Origin of the sequence: Massilia sp. Dwa41.01b, from assembly GCF_014171775.1 — a bacterium.
Taxonomy (GTDB): Bacteria; Pseudomonadota; Gammaproteobacteria; order Burkholderiales; family Burkholderiaceae_D; genus Telluria.
The window spans coordinates 2,925,363-2,946,801 of record NZ_CP050454.1 but is presented as its reverse complement, the minus strand read 5'-3'; the positions used below and the strand labels follow the sequence as shown (position 1 = coordinate 2,946,801).

Here is a 21,439-nt window from a genome sequence, read left to right as displayed (position 1 = left end):
CACACGGCCGGCAATCGGTTATCCTTTGCGCCAGACCGCATCACAGCCAAGGGACACCATGCAATCGACCATCCTGAACCGCCGCGACATCGACTTCCTGCTCTACGAATGGCTGGCCGTGGACGCGCTGTGCGCGCGCGAGCGCTACCGCGACCACAGCCGTGAGACTTTCACGGCGGCCCTGGACACCGCGGAGCAGATCGCGGTCGACCTGTTCGCCACCCACAACAAGAAGAGCGACAGCCAGGAGCCGCACTTCGACGGCGAGAAGGTCACCATCATCCCGGAAGTAAAAACCGCGCTCGATGCCTTCTGCGCGGCCGGCTTCATGGCGGCGGGCCAGGACTACGAATTCGATGGCATGCAGCTGCCCTATGTGGTGGACCGGGCGATCGCCGCCTGGTTCACGGCGGCCAACGTGGCGACCTCGGCCTATACCTTCCTCACGATGGGCAATGCGAATACGCTGTTGAAAACGGCGACCCCGCGCCAGGTGGAGCGCTTCGTGCGCCCGCAATTGAGCGGACGCTTCTTCGGTACCATGTGCCTGTCCGAGCCCCAGGCCGGCTCCAGCCTGTCGGACATCACGACGCGCGCCGAGCCGGATCCGCTTGATGGCCCCGAGGGCGAGCGCCAGTACCGGCTACGCGGCAACAAGATGTGGATCTCCGCGGGCGAACACGAGTTGGCGGAAAACATCGTGCACCTGGTGCTGGCGAAGATTCCCGGCCCGGACGGCAAGCTCATTCCCGGCGTGAAGGGCATTTCGCTCTTCATCGTGCCGAAATACCTGGTGAACGAGGACGGCAGCCTCGGCGAGCGCAACGACATCGCGCTCGCTGGCCTGAACCACAAGATGGGCAACCGCGGCACCACCAACTGCCTGCTCAACTTCGGCGAAGGCAGGTTCAAGCCGGGCGGGCGCGCCGGTGCGGTCGGCTACCTGGTGGGCGAGCCACACAAGGGTCTCGCCAACATGTTCCACATGATGAACGAGGCGCGCATCGGCGTCGGCCTGGGCGCGACCGTGCTGGGCGTCACCGGCTACCTCCACGCGCTCGACTATGCGCGCAGCCGCCCTCAGGGCCGCCATCCGGCCGAGAAGGACCCGGCCAGGCCGCAGGTGGCGATCATCGAGCACACCGACGTACGACGCATGCTGCTGGCGCAGAAGGCCTATACCGAAGGTGCGCTGGCACTGATCCTGTACTGTGCGCGCCTGGTCGACGAGCAGCGCACCGGCGACACGCCTGACGCCCGCCAGCACGCCGGCATGCTGCTCGACTTTCTCACCCCGATCGCCAAGTCCTGGCCCTCGCAATGGTGCGTCGAGGCGAACAGCCTGGCGATCCAGGTGCACGGCGGCTACGGCTATACGCGCGAATACAATGTCGAGCAGTTCTACCGCGACAACCGCCTCAATCCCATCCACGAAGGCACCCACGGCATCCACGGGCTCGACCTGCTGGGCCGCAAGGTGGTGATCGGGGAAGGCGCGCTGTTCGAGGCCGTCGGCGCCGAGGTGGCGGCCTGCATCGCGCGCGTGCGCGCGGCGCAGGTGCCCGAACTGCAGGACTGGGCGCAGCAGCTGGATGAAACCTGGCGCCGCGTCAGGGAGGTCACGGCGGCGCTCTACGGCACCAGGGACCTTAACAAGACGCTTGCCAACGCCAGCCTGTACCTGGAAGCGGTGGGCCACACGGTCGTCGCCTGGATGTGGCTGGAGCAGGCCCTGGTGGCGGCGCGTCGCCTGGCCGGGCGTGAGGAGGACTTCTACCATGGCAAACTGCAGGCCTGCCGTTACTTCTTCCGCTGGGAGCTGCCGAAGGTGGCGCAGCAACTCGACTTGCTGGCCAGCCTCGACACCACCACGCTCGACATGCGCGATGCCTGGTTCTGAACTGACTTGACGACATCCATGACCGACACCCCCATCCCGGCGTTTGCCCTTACGCTCAACGACATCGAGATCGGCGCGCGCCTCGTCGGCGCATTGCTGCACCACCTGCGCACCCGCGGCGCGGAGCCGATCAGCTATCCGGCGCTGCTGGAACTGGGGCGCTTCCTCGACCCGAAAGACGCGGCGATGGACCGCGCCGAGCCGCTCGGCATCGCGGCCAAGCTGCGTTTTGTCAGCGATTTTTGCCGCGCCCGGGCTTGCCCGACCTGGCCGCCCTGGCGGTGCACCCGGCATGCCCCGATGCGGCAACCGGGCCCGAGGCGCAGGCGCTGCGGGGCGAACTGGCACGCGCCGACTGGTCGGGCGCGCCGGCGCAGCTGGCGGAGTTCGCCCGTGCGGCCAGCGCCAGGGTGCCGGCGCGCTTCAAGCCGCGCAAGGAGCGTCCGGCCGAGGTGTCGTGGTATGCCTACTTCAGTGCCCACCGCGACGCCTGCAGGGAGATCGGCTCGGCCGACAAGCGCGAAATCGTCAACCTGCTGATGGCCGGGCTCGACCCGGAAACGGCATTGCGGCGCTACCTGGCGGCAAAGGCCGACTACGAGGCCGGGAGCGCAATCCGATGAACTTCCGTCCCGCATGCGCGCGTCGCAGTGGAGCGTTGCGATGACGTCGCTCAACAGCCTGCTCGGCACGCGCTACGAGGATGCAAGCTTCCACGACGCGGAACTGCTGTCCTCGACCATCGACTGGGAAAGCGGAACGGCATCGTTCGCCTTCGACATTCCGTATGGTTCGGCTGAAAGCAGCGGCCAGTCCAACTACCAGCGCGGGACGCTGACATTCGCGGGCCTGTGTTTCTACCTGGTCGAACCCGCATTGCTCGATGCCGCGGCCAGGGCGCGGGGATCGCTCTGGATCACGGCCGAGGGCTCGCTGCCCGACCCGCAGGTGGCGATCAGCGCCTACCTGCCCCCGAATTTGCCGGCCGGGGCGCTTGCTTACTACCTGTATGCGAGTAACACGAACAGCTTCATCATCGTTGCCGCCACCAGCGCCAGCTTTACCTGGGGCGCCTAGCCTGGCCCGGGATCAATGCCCCAGCAGGGCCAGGCTGCGTTCCCACTCCGCGCGCCAGGGTTGCAGGAAGTCGTGGGCGGCAAAGGCGCGATGCAAACCGCGTAGCGGCACGCGGTAGACGTCGTGCAGGCCGAGCGCCAGCACCACCGGATTCCACACGATCTTCGACTTCGCCTTCTTCGTGCTTGCCTTGATGCGCGCCCCTTCGTCGCCAAAAATGCCGCCGCCGCTTGCCAGCTGGGCGGCCAGGTCGAGTTTTACCAGCGCGCCGAAGGCGGCCACGGCCTGCTCCTTGTAGATGCCCGCGGTGGACTCGGCAGCCACGGGCAGAGGAGGCGCCGGCTGCGCGGCGCGCTTGACCGCCTTGACCAGCTTTTCCAGGTCCTTCTTCAGGAAGCGCAGCTCGTGCAACTGGCGCCGGAAGCCCGGTTCGGGCAGGCGCGCGACGATGTTGTAGGCATCTTTCGTCATCGTGATCAGGACGTCCTCGCTGCCGGCCGCCAGGCGTGCGGTATCGCCTTCAAAGAAAATGGGCGCGGCATAGCCGCCGTTGGCCTCGCCGAACAGGTCCGGATGGGCCGGGTCGTAGTCGAGCCAGACATAAGGCGTGACGCCATGCTCGAGCAGGCGCGCCAGGGTCCAGGGCGAGTCCGTCTGCAGCGCCAGCCAGTCGCAGGCTTGATCCAGCGTGGCACGGTAGGGCAGGATGGTAATGGTCATGGGGTTTCTTTCAGCCGGCGCAGCTGCGCGGCCTGGTAAGCGCCGAAGGCGTCGTCGAAAAGGCAGCGGATCAAGGGGTCGTCGACCAGTTCGCTCGATGCGAGCTCGCGCTCGGTCTCGGCGTCAAAAACGGTGTCGTTGATGCGCATGTACATCGAGGTGAGCGATTCGCCCTGCACCAAGGCCGCGTGCAGTTTCGCGGCCGGGATCTCGGTAGCCCAGGACACCGATCCGGGCGCGTCGGCGAGGAGCGCAATGTCGTCGCCCTGCACGCGATAGTGATAGTGCGTGCCCGCGCCCCCGTGGTCGTAGACCGACAGGCGCCAGGTGCGGGGCCGTTCGAAATAGCTGTCCTCGGGCAGCTCGAGCGAACGGTAGCGTGCGAGCAGCCCGCCCTGGCAGTAGTCGCGTACGCGCGTGGCCTGGCCAGGGTCCAGCGACGCGAACTGGCGCGCGATCCCGGCGGTGGAGGGTGGCTGCGCCTGCGGGTCGTAGTCGTAATCGACGTCCTGGTCGCCGAGCGGCAGCACCCAGTCCAGCGGCGGCGCCGGCAGCAGGCCGTCGGCACCGAGCCGGAACGAGATGCCCGGGTTCATGCGCACGACGCGGGTGCCCGGCAGCGCAGCCTCGACTTCGGCGCCAAACTGGCGATAGCTGATCGGGAAGAAGGCGCGGTTGTACCAGGACCAGCTCTCCTGCTGGAACTGGCAGGAACTGGGCACAACGTAGCGCGGGGCCAGCACGTGCAATTGTTCGATCCACTCGGCCGGCAGGATGGCGGGGGCCGGCGACGCGCGCGAAGGCGACAGCACCTCGATCTCGCGCATGGTCTGGAAGGGCCAGAGCACCATGTCCCAGGGGCCGAGCGCGCGCAGGGCGGGCAGGGTGTCCGGGTCGATCCAGGAATCGACGACATTGAGCAGGTTCAGGCCCGCCGCCTGCACCTGGAACATCGAGTCGACCTCTTCGTCCATGGCGATGCGCGGCGTGACGGTGAACGGGCCGACCTGGACCGGCGTATCGAGCCGCAGGGCCTGCACGTTCATGAAACCCAGCTCGCGCAGCATCGCGAACAGCTCGTCGAACAGGCAGTACAGGTAGATCGGCGTGGCGCGGTCGAGCAGGTCGAGGCTGTCGAGCGAGCAGTGGTCGTCGTGGAAGTGCGAAATGAAGACGGCGTCCAGGCGCAGCGCGCGGATCTGCTCGCGGTCGAAAGCGACCGGCGGGAAGGCGTGGCAGTTGCGGCTGAACGGGTTCTCGAAGATCGGGTCGAAGGCGATTCGCCCACCTTCGCAAGCGAACAGGTAGCCTGCGTGCAGGATGCGGGAAATCTGGAGGGACATGATTGATGGCGGCGTGACTGGCGGGCGGCCGAATGCTAACACAGCGGCAGCAAGACCGCCGTGCCGGCAAGGCCTGGCCTCTTACCTGCCGTCAGCCGAACGAACTGTCGTCCGAGCCGCCGTCGAAGTCGCCGCCGATATCGCCCAGTCCAAGGTCGTCGGCCATCCCGCCGCCGCCCGCATCGCCGCCCAGCAGGCTGCTGGATGAATCCGACGCGTTATCGGCCAGCGACGCGTGGCTGCCGCCGTCCTCAACCCCGTTCGCCAGCGAGTTGAAGCCCTCGTTGCTGCCGAGGAAGCCATTGCCGTCATGGTTGCCCAGCAAATTGCCCAGGCCCGGAACAGGAAGGCGCCGGCAGCCACACCCGCCGCGGTGGATGCGATATTGCCCAGCGCGCCGCCCATGCCGCCGCCCATGCCGCCGCCGCGGAAGAAACTGCCGAACCGGCCGGACGGTGCCCGGGCATAGCCAGGCTGGTACTGCGGCGGATAGTTCGGTGGGTAGCTGGATGGATGCTGGGACGGATAGTGCTGGCCGCCCGGGCTTGTGCCCGCTGACCGCGCTGTTGCCCCAGGAGTGCGGATCGAGGAAGCCGCCGCCCGAGCCGCCGCCGCGCGCCTGCAATTGCTGCTGGAGCGACGCGATCTCGGCCTTGGCATTGTCGAGCGCCTGCTGCTGGAGCAGGGCGCGCTGCACCAGCAGGTAGGCGGCATCGGGCTGGTAGGCGACCGCTTTCTGGATCATGGCCTCGGCCTCCGGATCCTTCGGCAGGCCGCGCGCCTGGATGAGCTGGTCCAGGAAATCCTGGAGAAGCTGGGAATCTTGCGGACTCATGGAAACACCCTCCTAGTGGCTGCATGTTAAGGTGATATTGGACCAGCGGGCGCACTTTCAAGGCTTGCCGAGCGCAATCTGCTTTCATGGGGACTTCCCCGCCCTGTTTTGCACAGCGGAACTACCTGGCAGCAAGGCGCACGATTTACAGGCGCATCGCCCGGCATAGTGTGCAGATCGGCTCGCTCGACGTTTACAGTGCGGGCGGAAGTCGGTATCGTTCAGCGTAAAGCCTGAAGCAAAACCATGTTTCGCACAGCGGTTCGCACTGCCATATTGGCGCTACATTGACTCCGGGATAGCCATGGACCTGCATTTCACCCCTGACGAAGAACGCTTCCGTGACGAGGTGCGAGCCTTTCTGGCCGAGAAGCTGCCGGCGGACCTGTCGAACAAGGTCGCCAATGGCCAGCATCTGGACAAGGCCGACATGGCGGGCTGGCACGCCATCCTCAACGAACGCGGCTGGCTGGCCAACCACTGGCCGCGCGAATACGGCGGCCCTGGCTGGAACCCGATCGAAAAATTCATCTTCGAGAACGAGTGCGCCCTGGCGAACGCGCCGCGCATCGTTCCCTTCGGCGTGAACATGCTGGGCCCCGTCCTGATCAAGTACGGCAGCGAGGCGCAGAAGCGCCACTGGCTGCCGCGCATCCTCGACGGCTCGGACTGGTGGTGCCAGGGTTACTCCGAACCGGGCGCAGGCTCGGATTTGGCCGCGGTGCAGACGAGCGCCGTGCGCGCTGTCGATGCCGGCGGCGAGCACTACATCGTCAACGGCCAGAAGACCTGGACCACGCTCGGCCACTACGCCAACATGATCTTCTGCCTGGTCCGTACCGAGCGCACGGCGAAGAAGCAGGAGGGCATCAGCTTCCTCCTGATCGACATGAACACGCCGGGCGTGGAGCTGCGCCCCATCGTCACGCTCGACGGCGAGCACGAGGTCAACGAGGTGTTCTTCACCGACGTGCGCGTGCCGGTCGAGAACCTCGTCGGCGAGGAAGGGCGCGGCTGGACCTGCGCCAAGTACCTGCTGACCTACGAGCGGACGAATATCGCCGGTGTCGGTTTCTCCGTGGCCGGATTGGCGCGCCTGAAGCGCATCGCCGCCAGCCAGCTGCGCAATGGCCGGCCGCTGCTGGAAGACCCGGGTTTTGCTGCGCGCCTGGCACGGGTCGAGATCGACCTGGCGAACATGCTGACGACGAATTTACGCGTGATCGCGGCGGTGGCGGGCGGCGGCGTGCCCGGGGCGGAAAGCTCGATGCTGAAGATCCGCGGCACCGAGATCCGCCAGGAGATCCTGTCGCTGACGCGCAGGGCGATGGGCGTGTATGCGCGCCCGTTCAGCCAGGCGATGCTCGACGTCGACTACGCGGGCCCGCGCTTCGGCCCCGAGTTCGCCGCCGCGGCCACCGCCCAGTATTTCAACAACCGCAAGCTGTCGATCTTCGGCGGCTCGAACGAAATCCAGAAGAACATCATCTCCAAGATGATCCTCGGTCTGTAGGAAACGGAAGGAACTCGCGATGGACTTTCGCCATACCGAAGAGCGGCGCATGCTCGCCGACAGCCTGGACCGCTTCATCGCCGGGCAGTACGGCTTCGAAACGCGCCAGCGCATCGCCGCTTCGCCACTCGGTTACTCGAACGCGATGTGGCAGCATTTCGCCGACCTGGGCGCGATCGGCGCCTTGCTGAGGGAAAGGGACGGCGGCTTTGGCGGCGCCGGTTTCGATATCGCGGTCGTGTTCGAAGCGCTCGGACGCGGCCTGGTGGTGGAACCCCTTCTGGGCAGCGCGGTGCTGGCAGCCGAGTGCATCGCCGCGGCCGGCAACGCGGCGCAGAAGGCGGTGCTGGCGGAGATCGCGTCCGGCGCCGTCATTGCCGCCCCTGACCCCATGACGAGCCAGGCACCCATTACGAGCCGGCGCGCGTGCAGACCAGCGCGCGCCGCGACGGTGTCGACTGGATACTCGACGGCGCCAAGGCGGTGGTCGCCGGCGGCGATGCGGCAGGGCTGTTCGTCGTATCGGCGCGCACGGCGCGCGAAGTCGATGCCGAGGCGGGCATTTCGCTGTTCCTGGTGCCGCGCGATACGCCCGGCCTGCTTGTGCAGGGCTGTCCGGCGATGGACGGCGGCCGCGTCGCGGAACTGGGTTTTACGGATTTGCGCCTGGACGCCGGCGCCTTGCTGGGCGAGGAGGGCGGCGGCTATCCGGCGCTGGAGCGCGCGCTCGGCCGCGGCGTGCTGGCCCTGTGCGCGGAAAGCCTGGGGGCGATGGAAGCGGCCAAGGCGGCGACGCTCGACTACCTGCGCACGCGACGCCAGTTCGGCGTCCCGATCGGCAGCTTCCAGGGCGCTGCAGCACCGCATGGCCGACCTGCTGCTGGAGATCGAGCAGGCCAGGTCCAGCGTGATCAATGCCGCGGCCAGCCTGGACGGCGAACGGGTCGCGCGCGAACGGGCGCTGTCCGCCGCCAAGTTTACCATCGGACGCATCGGCACCCTGGTGGCCGAGGAATGCATCCAGCTGCATGGCGGCATCGGCATGACACAGGAGCTGCCGCTGGCGCATTACGCCAAGCGCCTGGTGCTGATCGACCACCAACTGGGCGACGAGGACCATCACCTGGCGCGCTATATCGCGCTCGGGCGCGCAGCCGGCGCCCAGTCAGCGTGAGCCGTCTTGCCGCTGGCGCGGGCCGCGCCGGCTCGTGTATCCTCCCGGCCCTCACCACCGCACGGAGCCCAGCGTGACTCGTCCATCTTCCCTGCCGCTGGACGGCGTCCGCGTCCTCGACCTGTCGCGCGTACTGGCGGGGCCCTGGTGCGCGATGGTGCTGGGCGACCTGGGCGCCGAAGTCATCAAGGTCGAGCACCCGGAGCGCGGCGACGACACGCGTGACTGGGGCATGCGCATCGGGTCCACGGAGACGCCGTATTTCAACAGCGTCAACCGCAACAAGCGCTCGGTCTGCCTCGACCTCAAAACGCCGGAAGGCCAGGAGCTGGCGCGCGCGCTGGTGAAGAAGAGCGACGTCGTCATCCAGAACTTCAAGTTCGGCGAAATCGAAAAACTCGGCCTCGGCTACGAGGAACTCAGCCGCGAGCAGCCCGGCCTCGTCTACTGCTCGATCACCGGCTACGACCGCAACGGCCCGGAGGCGGCGCGCCCCGGCTACGACCTGGTGATCCAGGGCGAAGCGGGCCTGATGGCCCTGAACGGTGAGCCGACCCAGCCGCCGCTGAAATTCGGCGTCGCCGCCGTCGACATGATGACCGGCATGTACGCCGCGCAAGGAGCGCTGGCCGCGCTATACGCGCGCGAAAAGTCCGGGCGCGGGCGCCACCTCGGCGTGGCCCTGTTCGATTGCGGCCTGATGATCACCGCCTACTATGGCCTGGAAGCCCTGCTGCGCGGGAGCGACCCGCCGCGCTACGGCAATGGCCATCCGTCGATCATGCCCTATGGCGTCTACGAGGCGGCCGACGGCCCGCTCGTGATTGCGGTCGGTAACAACAGCCAGTTCCTGCGCTTTTGTAAGGATGTGATCGGACGCCCTGACCTGGCGGCGGACGAACGCTTCCGCACCAATCTGGCGCGCACGAAGAACCGCGAAGCGCTGATGCCGGAAATCCTGGGCGAACTGGCTCGGCGCGGGCGCGGCGAATTGCTTGACGCCCTGGCTGCGGCCGGTATTCCTTGCGGCGAAGTAGCGGGCCTGCACGAAGCCTTGACTTCGCGCCGTTCGCAAGACGCCGGCCTGGTGCAGAAGATGCCGCACCCGGAAGCAGGCAGCGTCGACGTGTTCGCGTCGCCCTGGCGGTTCGATGGCGAACGCCTGCCCGTGCGCCGGGCGCCGCCGGGGCTGGGCGAAGGGACGCACGAGGTGCTGCAGGACTTGCTGGGTTTGTCGGAGGAGCGGCTGGCCGGACTCAGGCAGCGCGGCGTGCTTTGAGAGAACGACAGGTCAGTGGTCGGCTGGCGCCTCGCCGAACCTCGTCGGAACGCAGGATCGACAGCGGCTGCACAGGCTTCGACAGCCACTGTGTGGGCTCGGGGCGCCCACCCTACACGTATCCAGCCCGTAGGGTGGGCACCCCGTGCCCACGCCGCGCCGGCCCGGGGTCATTGGCATCGCCAGGCTGACGCGCTGCGGCATCACTTACCCGCGTTCAGCGCCCGCAGGAACTGCCCCTTGATCTTCCCACCCTCGACCACGCCGATGATCGTATTGGCGATCGTCCCGCCCTTGGCGTCCAACCCGTCGATGTCGTTCGGGTTGTTCGCCGCCGGCAGGGTGGTAAAGGCTTTTTCCATCTGCGCGCGGATCGCCGCCGCATCCGTGGTGGTGCCCGCCAGCTTCATCGCGTTCACCGTTGCGTGCACGGCGGAGTAGTTCAGGCTGATCTCGGTGCTCGGGTCCTTGCCGGGATTGAGCTTGCGGAAGCGCGTCGTGAAAGCCACCGCTTCCGGACGCTCGTCGTTCGCGATCGGCATCACGCCGATCGCGCCTTCCAGCTGATTCATGCCGCCCATGACCTTCGCCATTTCGTCCATCTTCGCCTGGTCGAGGATGATGAAGCCGCCCTTGAAGCCCAGTTCGCGCGCCTGCTTGGCCACGAGTGCTGTCGGCTCGGAGGCGCCGCCGAGGAACATGACGTCCGGTTTGGCCTGGATGGCGCGGCTGACGCCGCTGTAGAAATCGGTGGCCTTGTTGTACGACATCGGGTTCTCCGCCACCACCTTGCCGCCGGCCGCTTCCCAGGCCGGCTTGAAGGCGGCGGCCCAGGCTTTGGCGTAATCGTGGTCGGCCTGGACCATGGCCACGTTCTTGCCATGCTTCGTCATCATCGCTTTCGTGAAGGGCGCGATGTAGGTGGTGAAGTCGGGCGGGATGCGGATCGTCAGCTTGTTGCCGCGTTCCGTCACCTGGGGCAGGCTGGTGTAGGCCAGCAGCAGCACTTTCGATTTCTCGTTGAAGGCCTGCACAGCGAACACGCCGCCCGAGTGCGGCACCAGCACGGCCGCCGTCTTGTGCTGCTGCACCAGGCGCTGGACGTTGATGCCGGTCTCGCTGGGGTTGTACTTATCGTCCAGTGCGACGATCTCGACTTTGTATTTCCTGCCACCGATATCGAGCGGTTTCGCGTTGATCTCGGCCGCGGCCATCTGCATGCCGGACAGGACATTCTTGCCGTAGAGCGCGGCACCGCCGCTCAGGGGACCGGAGTAGCCGATCTTGATGGTTTCCTGGGCCTGGGCGGCGCCGGCGAGGCCGAACGCGGCCAGGGTGGCGACGGACAGGAGGGTGCGGCGGGAAAACCGGGCATGCAGTTTCATGGATGTCTCCTTGGTTTTGCTTTGTTGTGGGTGTTACGGGATTGCCCGGCGCGCCGACTGCCTACGCGCCGATGTATGCCTTGCGCACCTGCGCATTGTTCAGGAGTTCTTCGCGCCCGCCTTCGAGCACGATACGGCCGCCCTCGATGACATAGGCCCGGCTGGCGATGTTCAGCGCCGCGTAGGCATTCTGCTCGGCCAGCAGCACGGTGGTGCCGGCGCGGTTGATGCGTGCGATCACCTCGAACATCTGCTTGACCACCAGCGGCGCCAGGCCCAACGAGGGTTCGTCCAGCAGCAGCGTTTTCGGGCGGCCCATCAGCGCGCGCCCGATCGCCACCATCTGCTGCTGTCCGCCGCTCAAGCTGCCGGCCGCCTGCTCCTTCTTGTCGAACAGGATGGGGAAGAGCTCGAAGACCTCGTCGAGTGTGCGCTGCACGCCTTTCGCATCACGCCGGTGCACGTAGGCGCCCAGCGTCAGGTTCTTCAGCACCGACATGCCGGGGAACAGCTTGCGTCCCTCCGGGCACTGCACCAGGCCGTCGGCGACGATCTGCGAAGGCTTGCGGCCGACGAGTTCCCGGTTGCCGAAGCGGATGCTGCCGCCTGCCGCGCGCTGCAGGCCGCTCACCGTGAGGAAGATCGAGCTTTTTCCCGCGCCGTTCGAACCGAGCAGCACCACCAGTTCGCCCTCGTCGGCATGCAGGCTCACCCCGTTCAGGGCGCGAAAGCTCCCGTAGGACAGCGAAACGTCTTGCAGCCTAAGCATGTTCGCTCCCCAGGTAGGCTTCGATCACGACCGGGTTGGCGCGCACCTCGGCGGGCGTGCCGGCGGCGATTTTCTCGCCGTTGTTGAGGACGAGGATGTGGTCGGCCAGGTTCATGATCATGTCCATCTTGTGTTCGATCAGGCAGACGGTGAGCCCGCTGGCCGCCATCTTGCGGATCAGCCTTGCCAGGCCCTCGGTTTCTTCGGGATTGACGCCGCCCGCCGGTTCGTCCAGCAGCAGGAGCCTTGGATCGGTGGAGAGCGCCAGCGCAAAGGCGACGCGCTTGCGTTCTTCCTGCGAGAGGTCGCCGGCCAGGCGCGACGCGATGTGCGAGAGGCCGACGAAGTCGAGCGCGGCATGCGCCTTTTCGCGGCAGATGCGTTCCTCGTCGCGCAGGCGGCGCGTACCGAGCAGCACGTCGAGCAGGTTCGAGCGGGTGCGCAGGCGATGGCCGACGATCAGGTTGTCGAGCACGCTGGCGGTATCGAACAGGGTGGTGCTCTGGAAGGTGCGCGCCAATCCCAGGCGCGCGACCTGGTCGGCGCGCATGCCGGTCACGTCGCGACCGTCGAACACGATACGCCCGGAGCTTGGCGCGACCGCTCCGCTGACCAGGTTGAAGAAGGTGGTCTTACCGGCGCCGTTCGGCCCGATGATGGCGTTGATGCTGCCGCGTTCGAACATCGCGCTGACCTCGTTGACGGCGGTGAGGCCGCCGAAGCGCCGCGTGAGCGCGCTGATCTCAAGCATGGCTGGCTCCTTCGCGCGCCGGCGCCGTGGCCGCAGGGCTGCTGGCGGTGCCCGCGGCGCGCGCCGCCATCCGGCGCCGGCGGTTCTGCCAGGTGCCGACCAGGCCATAGGGCAGGAAAATCACCAGCAGCACCAGCAGCGGCCCGAAGACGACGAAGCGGTACTCCTGCAGGAACTGCAGGTACTGGGTCAGCCAGGGAATCGCGATGGCGCCCAGCAGGGGCCCGAGCAGGGTGCCGATGCCGCCGACCAGCATGTACATCGTCATGTCGAAGGTGTGCTCGACGCCCGCCACGCCCGGCCCGAGGAAGCGCACATAGCCGGCATACAGGCCGCCCGCCATCCCGGAGAAGAAGACCGACAGCATGAAGGCGAGCAGCTTGTTTCGCATCAGGTCGATGCCGAGGGCCTGCGCCAGCTCGTCGCCGTTGCGAATCGCAATGAAGGTGCGCCCCAGCAGCGAGCGCACGATGCGGTGCATGATCCACAGGCTGGCGACCAGGAAGAACAGCACGAAGTAGTACTGGGTGCGCGGCTCGGAAAAGTCCAGCGGGCCGATCGATTCGGGTGCCGGAATGCCCATGATGCCCACCGTGCCGTGGGTCAGGCTTTCCCATTTTTCGATGACCAGGTACATGATGTGGCCGACGCAGAGCGTGAAGATCGAGAAGAAGTGGGTCTTCAGGCGCAGCGACACCAGGCCGACGAAAAAGCCGAGAACGGCGGCCACCACGCCCGACAGCGCGAAGGCGATCCAGAACGGCACGCCATGGTCGACGGTGAGGATGCCGACCGTGTAGGCACCGACGGCCATGAAGCCGGCGTGCGCCAGGTTGTACTGGCCGGTGTAGCCCGTGATCAGGTTCAGGCCGATCGTGGCGATGGCATAGATATAGGCGGTCGACATCACCGTGAGGTGGTAGTCGTTCCCGGCCAGGTAAGGGAAGGCGAGGGCGAACAGCAGCAGGGCGGACCAGCCGAGGGTGGCTTTCATGCGCCCGCTCCCCGCGCGAACAGGCCTTGCGGCCGCACCGACAAGATGAGTACCAGCAGGGCGAACGCGATGATGTCCTTGTAGTCGGTGGAGATGTAGAAGGCGCCGAAGCTCTCGGCGAAGCCGAGGATCAGGCCACCGGCAATCGCCCCGGGCACGCTGCCCATCCCGCCCAGCACGATGATGACGAAGGCCTTGGTGATCACCAGGTTGCCCATCGAGGTGTAGACCAGGTTGATCGGCGCGTACAGCACCGCCGCCATGCCGGCGAGGGCGCCGGCAATGGCGAAGGTGAGCATGGCGACACGGTTGGCGTCGATGCCCACCAGGGCGGCGCCGTCGCGGTTCTGCGCCATCGCGACGATGGTGGCGCCGGTGACCGTTTTCTTGAGGAAGAGCTGCAGCAGCGCGACCAGGAGAAAAGCGGCGGCGATGATCAGCAGGCGCTGGGCCGGGAGCGTGAGGCCGCCGAATTCGAGGAGCTGGGTGTAGGGCGTCGCCATGCGGTGGAAGTCGGCGCCCCAGATGGCCTGCGCGCCCGCTTCCAGGAAGAGCAGCACGCCGATGGAGGCGATCATCTGGTGCAGGTAGGGGGCTTTGCGGAGCGGGTGGAAGACCAGGCGTTCGGACAGCACGGAGATGAAGGCCACGCTGGCGGCCGCGCCCAGCATGCCCCACCAGTAGTTCAGGCCGAAGCGGTCGACCATGAAGAAGGCGGCATAGGCGCCGGCCATGTAGAAGGCGCCATGGGCGAAGTTCGGTACGTGCAGGATGCCGTAGACCAGCGTGAGCCCGAGCGCGACCAGGCTGTAGACGCCGCCCAGGGTCAGGGCGTTGAGGACCTGCTGCAGGAAAAGCGCCAAAATACTGTCTCCGTGGTGGGTATCGTCGTAGGGCTTTGGATGCTGGTGCGGGTGAGGCGGGGATGCCTAGCGGGGCGGCGCCAGGCTCGTGGTGGCGTAGAGGCCTTTCCCGCGTCTCTGGTACAGGTGCATGCGTTGTCGCTCCCTGGCCTGGACTGCATAGCGCGCCGGGCAGCGATAGTTTTGCCTGGCGAAACCGAGTGCAGTAAAATGGAATAGAATTGAAAAAAGAATACGATACTTTGCGCGGACGAGCAACGGTTTGTTCGTAGAGGACGCGGGTTGCGCCCGCAGGCATCGGCGCTGGTTCAGTGTGCCATGCGCCAGGCGCTCCGGGAAGGGTTTTCCGGCCGCGCGCCGCACGCTTTTCGATGCCGTTTCAACTGGGGAGCAGACCATGCCAGCGAGCGATACAGACGCACCGGAAGCGCAGGGCCCGATAGCAGCCGGAATCGATACCGCACGCTCCGCCGAAGACCGCTACTACATCACGGCGCTGGCGCGCGGGCTGGAGGTGCTGGCCTGCTTCCGCCGCGCCGACAAGGCGCTGTCGAACCAGCAGATCGCCGAGCGCTGCGGCCTGCCCAAGTCCACCGTCACGCGCTTCACCTATACGCTCACCAAACTGGGCTACCTGGTGCAGGAAAGCGGCGGCCGCTACGTGCTCGGCACCGCCACGCTGGGTCTCGGCAGCGCGATGCTGGCGCGCCTGGACATCCGCCAGCTGGCGCGGCCGATGATGCAGGAGCTGGCCGAGTTTTCCGGCACGACCGTCTCGATCGCCATGCGCGACCGGCTGTCGATGATCTATGTGGAGGTCTGCCGCAGCACGGCGGCGCTGGCGCTCGCCTTGCAGGTGGGCTCGCGCATGCCCCTGGCGGCCTCCGCCATCGGCCGCGCCTACCTGGTGAAAGCACCGGAACAGGAACGCAAGGACATCTTCGGCCGCGCACTGGAACTGGACGAATTGGCGCACGCAGCCCTGCGCGAGGGCTTCGAGAAGGGCCTGCGCGACTACGAGGCCTATGGCTGCACCACCTCGTTCGGCGATTGGCAAAAGGACGTCAACGGCATCGCGGTGGGCTTCATGCCGATCGGCGGCAGCCAGCTCATGTCGATCAACTGCGGCGGGCCGGCGTCGAGCGTGTCGAAGGAGTTCCTGCTCGAGGAAGTGCGCCCGCGCCTGATCGAGATCGCCGCGCGCCTGGAGTCCTGAGGCTCAGTAGCCGGCCGCCAGCTGCTCGGGCGTCAGCGGCTTCATCACCGTGAACACGCCGCTGGCGCGCAGGATGCGCTTCCCCTTTACCTGCAGGGTGCAACCGGCAAACGCGACGCGCAGGCCGATGCGTTCGATGTGCACGTGCGCCTCGACCCAGTCGCCCGGACGCGCGGCGTCGATGAAATCGGTGCTGAGGTTTACGGTCAGGAAGGAGTGTCGGCCGTCGCAGTGGAGGGTCAATCCCAGGCCCAGCGACGCATCGGCCAGCGTGGCCAGCATGCCGCCATGGGCAATGCCGCGCATGTTGGTGTGCTGCGGCTGGATGCGCATCGCGATCACGATCTCGCCGGACTCAGGATTCCGGCGGCAGTACAGCGGCCCGAGGCCGGCGATGAAGGGGCCGCCGCGCTGCATGCGTTCGAAGCCCTCGGGTACGGCGTCGGCGTCGGGTGTGCTCATGGTATGTGCTCTGTGCGTTCGAAACGGGCAGTGTAGACGAAGGCCGCGTTCGTCCACGCGCCGGCATGAAAAAAGCCGGCGGGGCTGCCGCCCGGCCGGCTCGCTTTCCGCAGGGCCGAGGTTCAGAACAGGTGCAGGATGCCGGCCGTGAAGCGGTTGGCCGAGTCGCTGCCCACCGCGACGAAGCCCTGGGCGAGGTTGATCTGGCCATCGCGCACCACGCTGTCGGTGGCGGCGTGCCCGTACGAGCCGTAGAAGGTGCTGCGTTTGCTCAGCGCATAGCGGGCGATGAAGATGTATTGCTGCGAGTCGTCGCGCAGGTCGCCGCTGCGGCGCGTGTTGTAGTAGGCGCCGTTCAGGGTGAGGGCAGGCCCCACCGGCACGTCCACGCCTAGGCCGAGGATGGCGATCTTGCGGCCCGTGCTTTCCAGTTCGTTCTGGATGTAGGTCGACTTCAGCACGACCGCCGGCAGCGAATACTTCAGGCCGATGCCGAAGGACTTCAGCAGGTCGCTGTCCGTGATGTTCTTCATGCGCGCATAGGCTGCGCCGCCACCGAAGGCGCCGGCGTTGTAGAACACCGAGGCGCCCTGGTAGGAATTCTTCTGGAAGCCGTTGGCCTGTTCGCCAAAGGCGCGCATCAGCGCGAAGCCGGCGCCGTGGAAGCTCGGCGAGACGTATTTGATGGAATTACTCTGGCGTAGGGCGCTGCCGCCATTGTTCGCACCGTAAGCGCCATACACGGCGGCGTAGTTCATGCCGCCGAAGAGGACGTTCGGGCTCGTTGCGGCGAATGCGGAATTCATCGGATCGGCCAGGGCGACCGAGCCCATGCCGAGGATGTTCTGGCGGCCGATGTCGATCGAACCGAAGTTCCCCGCCAGGCCGACGGTGGCTTCGCGGTCGAACAGGGCGGTATTCGAGGGCGTACCGGTCGGCACGCCGGCGCCACCGGTATCGTTGAGCAGCGTGCCCTCCAGCGCAAAGCGTGCCTTGAGGCCGCCGCCGATGTCGTCGCTACCCTTGAAGCCCCAGCGCGAGACCAGCATTTGCCCGGCTTCGACCGTGGTGCGGTCGCCGGTGGGGCCGTCATTGGTGACATGGGTGAGGCCGGCATCGACGATGCCATAAATGGTGACGCTGGTTTGCGCCGAAGCGGCCGACGTGCATGCGGCGAGCACGGCCATTGCAAGGATGGTCTTCTTCATTAATGCTGTCTCCTGGTTTTCCTGGGGGCGCCGGCCTGGGGAGGCCGGGATGGCGATGAAGCAGGGTACGGCGCGACGGCATGGCGGCGGCGTTTCTCTTGGCGGAATCCGGCCAGCTGCAATGAAACTGTATTTTCCGGTTTCAATATTGTCAACAGAATACTGCCGATGCGAAACGGGTGTGCGGATTCGCACAGCGCGATGTGTTCAAGGCGCGTCGGCGGCGGTGTTCGCGTCCGACGGGGCAGGCAGGAACCAGTTCAGCAGCACGGCTGCGATGCCGCCGGTCGCCACGCCGGATTCCAGCACGGTGCGCAGCGCCGCCGGCATGTGCGCCAGGAATTCGGGCACCTGCGACACGCCCAGGCCGAGTGCCAGCGACACGGCCACGATCAGCAGTGCCCGCCGGTCGAGCTTCACGCTGGCGAGGATGTTGATGCCCGCGGCGGCCACCGCCCCGAACATGACGATCACGGCGCCGCCCAGCACGGGCTCGGGCACCGCCTGGATCACGCCCGCCACGCCCGGGAACAGTCCCAGCACGACCAGGAAGAGCGCGATCCACATGCCGATATGGCGGCTGGCGATGCCGGTCAACTGGATGACGCCGTTGTTCTGGGCGAAGATCGAGCTGGGGAAAGTGTTGAACAGGCCAGCTAGCAGCGAGTTGGCGCCATTGAGCAGCACGCCGCCCTTGATGCGGCGCATCCACAGCGGGCCTTCGACCGGCTCGCGCGAGATCTTGCTGGTGGCCGTGACGTCGCCGATGGCTTCGAGCGAGGTGACGAGGTAGATGACGATCATCGGGATGAACAGCGTCCAGGAAAATGCGATCCCGAAATGCAGCGGGCTCGGTACCTGGAACAGGGGCGCGGCGCGCATGCCGGAAAAATCGAGCCTGCCCAGCATGGCGGCAAGCGCATAGCCGGCCGCCAGCGCGATGATGATGGCGCTGCTGCGGATCCAGACCACGGGAATGCGGTTCAGGACGACGATCAAGCCGAGGACCACGCTCGACAGCAGCAGGTTCTGGCCGTTGGCGAAAGTACCGTTGCCCATCGCCGCGAAGCCGCCGCCCATGCTGACCAGGCCGACCTTGATCAGGGTAAGGCCGATCATCAGCACCACGATGCCGGTGACGAGCGGCGTGATCACGCGCGTGAGCAAGGGCAGCACGCGCGAGACACCCATCTCGATGAAGGAGCCGGCCACCACCACGCCGAAGATCGCCGCCATCACGCCCTCGACCGGGGTTCCCGCCTTGACCATCAGGGTGCCGCCGGCGATCAGCGGGCCGACGAAATTGAAGCTGGTGCCTTGCACGACCAGCAGCCCCGCGCCGAAGGGCCCGATGCGGCGGCACTGCACGAAGGTGGCGATGCCGGAGATGACGAGCGACATCGAGACGATCAGGTTGGTATCGCGGGCCGATACGCCCAGCGCCTGGCAGATCAGGAGGCCCGGCGTGACGATTGGAACGATGATCGCCAGCAAGTGCTGCAGGGCAGCCAGCATGCCGATCAGGGGGCCGGGCCGGTCCTCGAGGCCGAGGACGAGTTCGGGGGACGATGCGGGCAGCTTCGGCAGGCAGGTCATGGGCGCGTAGGGGGCAAAAAGGTCATTCTACATTGACAACTTGTTCCGCCGCGCCGCGTGCGCTTCGGCACCGCGCCGAGGTCCGGATCGCTACCGTAGTTCTACTACCGTAGTTCTACGTATTTCAAATTCGGCAACGATCGCGAATAATCGACCGGGCCCATGTGGTCGGACCACCATCGCTTGCGGCCGTTCGAAACATGGTGAGCCGCACATGGGCGGAGACGAAAAGCCGGTCCGCAGAACGCGACCGGTCGTGAGAAACAAGAGAAAAAAGGAGCAAGCTTGTCATTCCTGATCGTCCTCGCCGCCCTGGCGTTTTTGATGTTCGCCGCCTACCGCGGCTACAGCGTTATCCTGTTCGCACCGATCGCCGCCCTCGGCGCGGTGCTGCTGACCGACCCGGCTGCTGTCGCGCCGGTGTTTTCAGGCATCTTCATGGAGAAGATGGTCGGCTTCGTGAAGTTGTACTTCCCCGTCTTCATGCTCGGCGCCGTGTTCGGCAAACTCATTGAGCTGTCCGGCTTTTCGGAATCGATCGTGGCCGCCGCGGTGCGCTACATCGGCCGCTCGCGCGCGAATGCCGTCATCGTTGCCGTCTGCGCGCTGCTGACCTATGGCGGCGTGTCGCTGTTCGTGGTGGTGTTCGCGGTGTACCCCTTCGCCGCCGAGCTCTACCGCCAGAGCAACATTCCGAAGCGCCTGATGCCGGGCGCGCTGGCGCTGGGGGCCTTCTCGTTCACGATGGATTCGCTGCCGGGCACGCCGCAGATCCAGAACATCATCCCGACCACCTTCTTCAAGACCACGTCCTGGGCCGCACCCATGCTGGGCACGATCGGTTCGGTCTTCATGATCGTGGTCGGGCTGGCCTACCTGGAATGGCGCCGCCGCGCCGCGATGGCTGCCGGCGAAGGCTATGGCAGCGCGCTGGCGAACGAGCCGGAGCGCGTGCAGGCGAAATCGCTGCCGAACCCGCTGCTGGCGATCCTGCCGCTGATCCTGGTCGGCGTCGCCAATTTCCTGCTGACGCGGATGATTCCCGAATGGTATGGGACTTCGTTCACGGTGGCGCCCGAAATCCTGCCGGGCCTGCACGCGCCGGTAACGACGCCGATCAAGACCGTGGTGGCGATCTGGGCGGTGCAGGGCGCACTGCTGCTGGGGATCCTGCTGGTGCTGGCGACCGCCTTCAAACGCGTCAGTGCGCGCTTCGCCGAAGGCTCGAAGGCGGCCGTCGGCGGCGCCCTGCTGGCGGCGATGAACACGGCTTCGGAATACGGGTTCGGCGGCGTGATCGCGGCGCTGCCCGGTTTCGTCGTCGTCGGCAGCGCCCTGAGGAGCATTCCCGACCCGCTGATCAACGCGGCCGTATCGGTCAGTTCGCTGGCCGGCATCACCGGTTCCGCCTCGGGCGGCATGAGCATCGCGCTGGCCGCCATGTCCGACCTGTTCATCCGGGCGCGCAGGCGGCCCAGATTCCGCTGGAAGTGCTGCACCGGGTGGTGGCCATGGCCAGCGGCGGCATGGACACGCTGCCGCACAACGGCGCCGTGATCACGCTGCTGGCCGTGACGGGCCTGACGCACCGCCAGTCCTATCGCGAAATCTTCGCCGTCACCCTCATCAAGACGCTGGCCGTGTTCTTCGTCATCGCGGTCTACTACCTGACCGGGCTGGTGTAAGCCGCCTCGCCCGGACCGCGGCGCCTGGCGGCGGGGGCCGCTGCAGCAGGGCGCCGGCCGGCGCAGCGCCCGCACGAAGCCGGCTCGCCGCGCAGCCGGTCACATTACCCGCGCCGGGCCGCTTCGATCGCGGCAATATCGATTTTCCCCATCCCCATCATCGCCTCGAAAGCGCGCTTGGCCACCGCCGGATCGGGATCGGTGACGGCGGCCGTCAGCGCGCGCGGCGTGATCTGCCACGACAGGCCCCATTTGTCCTGGCACCAGCCGCAGACGTTCGCGGTGCCGCCGTTCTGGACGATCGCATCCCACAGGCGGTCGGTCTCCTGCTGGTCGTCGGTGGCGACCTGGAAAGAGAAAGCCTGGCTGTGGACGAAGTCCGGCCCGCCGTTCAGGCCCAGGCAGGGGATCCCCATCACCGTGAATTCGACCATCAGGACCTCGCCTTCCTTGCCGGCCGGGTAGTCGGCGGGAGCGCGATGGACGGCCGTGACGGCGCTGTCGGGAAAGGTGGCCGCGTAAAACTGCGCCGCTTCCAGGGCCGCGTCCTTGAAGCCAAGACAAACCGAGTTCTTGCCGAGCATGACATCCCCCTTCAGGTTCAGAAAGGGACAGCTTACATCGAGACCGGGCTGCGGTCACCCGCCCTCGTGGTCACTGGGGCACTGC

At 66.7% G+C, this 21,439-nt stretch carries 18 protein-coding genes and 2 pseudogenes; 8 read left to right on the top strand and 12 right to left on the bottom strand.

The window, feature by feature from the left end:
• Positions 1-58: 58 nt before the first annotated feature.
• From G4G28_RS13490 to G4G28_RS13480, 3 genes are all read left to right on the top strand, one after another.
• The gene (locus G4G28_RS13490; RefSeq protein ID WP_182988657.1) at positions 59-1,900 is read left to right on the top strand and encodes an acyl-CoA dehydrogenase; all 1,842 of its coding nucleotides are present in this window, start codon (positions 59-61) and stop codon (positions 1,898-1,900) included.
• Between the two features lie 257 nt (positions 1,901-2,157).
• Positions 2,158-2,523 (top strand): hypothetical protein, encoded by a 366-nt coding sequence (locus G4G28_RS24770; RefSeq protein WP_202033846.1) that lies wholly within the window; start codon positions 2,158-2,160, stop codon positions 2,521-2,523.
• A gap of 40 nt (positions 2,524-2,563) precedes the next feature.
• Positions 2,564-2,977 (top strand): hypothetical protein, encoded by a 414-nt coding sequence (locus G4G28_RS13480; protein WP_182988656.1) that lies wholly within the window; start codon positions 2,564-2,566, stop codon positions 2,975-2,977.
• Positions 2,978-2,989: 12 nt separating this feature from the next.
• Here G4G28_RS13480 and G4G28_RS13475 read toward each other — a convergent pair whose 3' ends face one another.
• From G4G28_RS13475 to G4G28_RS13465, 3 genes are all read right to left on the bottom strand, one after another.
• Positions 2,990-3,697 carry a hypothetical protein gene (locus G4G28_RS13475; RefSeq protein ID WP_182988655.1) on the bottom strand — a complete coding sequence of 236 codons (708 nt, stop codon included), beginning with the start codon at positions 3,695-3,697 and terminating at the stop codon, positions 2,990-2,992.
• Entirely contained in the window at positions 3,694-5,040 is a 1,347-nt protein-coding gene (locus tag G4G28_RS13470) for an MBL fold metallo-hydrolase (RefSeq protein ID WP_182988654.1), read from the bottom strand. The genes G4G28_RS13475 and G4G28_RS13470 overlap by 4 nt, the downstream gene beginning before the upstream one ends.
• A 91-nt stretch (positions 5,041-5,131) precedes the next feature.
• Positions 5,132-5,875: a DUF2076 family protein gene (locus G4G28_RS13465; RefSeq protein WP_183107454.1), complete on the bottom strand. Its 744-nt coding sequence runs from the start codon at positions 5,873-5,875 to the stop codon at positions 5,132-5,134.
• Positions 5,876-6,179: 304 nt separating this feature from the next.
• Between G4G28_RS13465 and G4G28_RS13460 the strand changes: the two genes are divergently transcribed.
• The 3 genes and pseudogenes from G4G28_RS13460 to G4G28_RS13450 all read left to right on the top strand — a co-directional run bounded on the left by G4G28_RS13460 (position 6,180) and on the right by G4G28_RS13450 (position 9,841).
• Positions 6,180-7,388: an acyl-CoA dehydrogenase family protein gene (locus tag G4G28_RS13460; protein ID WP_182988652.1), complete on the top strand. Its 1,209-nt coding sequence runs from the start codon at positions 6,180-6,182 to the stop codon at positions 7,386-7,388.
• Positions 7,389-7,407: 19 nt separating this feature from the next.
• Positions 7,408-8,562, top strand: a pseudogene (locus G4G28_RS13455) (acyl-CoA dehydrogenase family protein).
• Between the two features lie 73 nt (positions 8,563-8,635).
• Positions 8,636-9,841, top strand: a complete 1,206-nt coding sequence (locus tag G4G28_RS13450) for a CaiB/BaiF CoA-transferase family protein (RefSeq protein WP_182988651.1) — start codon at positions 8,636-8,638, stop codon at positions 9,839-9,841.
• Between the two features lie 203 nt (positions 9,842-10,044).
• On the opposite strand, the gene G4G28_RS13445 is transcribed toward G4G28_RS13450, so the two are convergent.
• From G4G28_RS13445 to G4G28_RS13425, 5 genes are all read right to left on the bottom strand, one after another.
• Positions 10,045-11,226, bottom strand: coding sequence for an ABC transporter substrate-binding protein (locus G4G28_RS13445; RefSeq protein ID WP_182988650.1), 1,182 nt, complete (start codon positions 11,224-11,226; stop codon positions 10,045-10,047).
• Positions 11,227-11,287: 61 nt separating this feature from the next.
• Entirely contained in the window at positions 11,288-11,995 is a 708-nt protein-coding gene (locus tag G4G28_RS13440) for an ABC transporter ATP-binding protein (RefSeq protein ID WP_182988649.1), read from the bottom strand.
• Positions 11,988-12,746, bottom strand: a complete 759-nt coding sequence (locus tag G4G28_RS13435) for an ABC transporter ATP-binding protein (RefSeq protein ID WP_182988648.1) — start codon at positions 12,744-12,746, stop codon at positions 11,988-11,990. Before G4G28_RS13435 ends, G4G28_RS13440 begins: the two co-directional genes overlap by 8 nt.
• Positions 12,739-13,740: a branched-chain amino acid ABC transporter permease gene (locus G4G28_RS13430; RefSeq protein WP_182988647.1), complete on the bottom strand. Its 1,002-nt coding sequence runs from the start codon at positions 13,738-13,740 to the stop codon at positions 12,739-12,741. Before G4G28_RS13430 ends, G4G28_RS13435 begins: the two co-directional genes overlap by 8 nt.
• Complete coding sequence (locus G4G28_RS13425; RefSeq protein ID WP_182988646.1) at positions 13,737-14,603, bottom strand: branched-chain amino acid ABC transporter permease; 867 nt, start codon at positions 14,601-14,603, stop codon at positions 13,737-13,739. Before G4G28_RS13425 ends, G4G28_RS13430 begins: the two co-directional genes overlap by 4 nt.
• A gap of 397 nt (positions 14,604-15,000) precedes the next feature.
• On the opposite strand from G4G28_RS13425, the gene G4G28_RS13420 reads away from it, so the two are divergent.
• A complete protein-coding gene (locus tag G4G28_RS13420) occupies positions 15,001-15,819 on the top strand; it encodes an IclR family transcriptional regulator (protein WP_183107453.1) in 819 nt (272 codons plus the stop codon).
• Between the two features lie 3 nt (positions 15,820-15,822).
• On the opposite strand, the gene G4G28_RS13415 is transcribed toward G4G28_RS13420, so the two are convergent.
• The 3 genes from G4G28_RS13415 to G4G28_RS13405 all read right to left on the bottom strand — a co-directional run bounded on the left by G4G28_RS13415 (position 15,823) and on the right by G4G28_RS13405 (position 19,085).
• Positions 15,823-16,281 carry a PaaI family thioesterase gene (locus G4G28_RS13415; protein WP_182988644.1) on the bottom strand — a complete coding sequence of 153 codons (459 nt, stop codon included), beginning with the start codon at positions 16,279-16,281 and terminating at the stop codon, positions 15,823-15,825.
• A gap of 122 nt (positions 16,282-16,403) precedes the next feature.
• Positions 16,404-17,489, bottom strand: a complete 1,086-nt coding sequence (locus tag G4G28_RS13410; protein WP_182988643.1) for a porin — start codon at positions 17,487-17,489, stop codon at positions 16,404-16,406.
• A gap of 207 nt (positions 17,490-17,696) precedes the next feature.
• Positions 17,697-19,085 (bottom strand): nucleobase:cation symporter-2 family protein, encoded by a 1,389-nt coding sequence (locus G4G28_RS13405; protein WP_182988642.1) that lies wholly within the window; start codon positions 19,083-19,085, stop codon positions 17,697-17,699.
• A 285-nt stretch (positions 19,086-19,370) separates the two neighbouring features.
• Here G4G28_RS13405 and G4G28_RS13400 point away from each other — a divergent pair.
• Positions 19,371-20,770, top strand: a pseudogene (locus G4G28_RS13400) (GntP family permease).
• Positions 20,771-20,874: 104 nt separating this feature from the next.
• On the opposite strand, the gene G4G28_RS13395 reads toward G4G28_RS13400, so the two are convergent.
• Positions 20,875-21,354: a VOC family protein gene (locus G4G28_RS13395; RefSeq protein ID WP_182988640.1), complete on the bottom strand. Its 480-nt coding sequence runs from the start codon at positions 21,352-21,354 to the stop codon at positions 20,875-20,877.
• Positions 21,355-21,439: the final 85 nt, after the last annotated feature.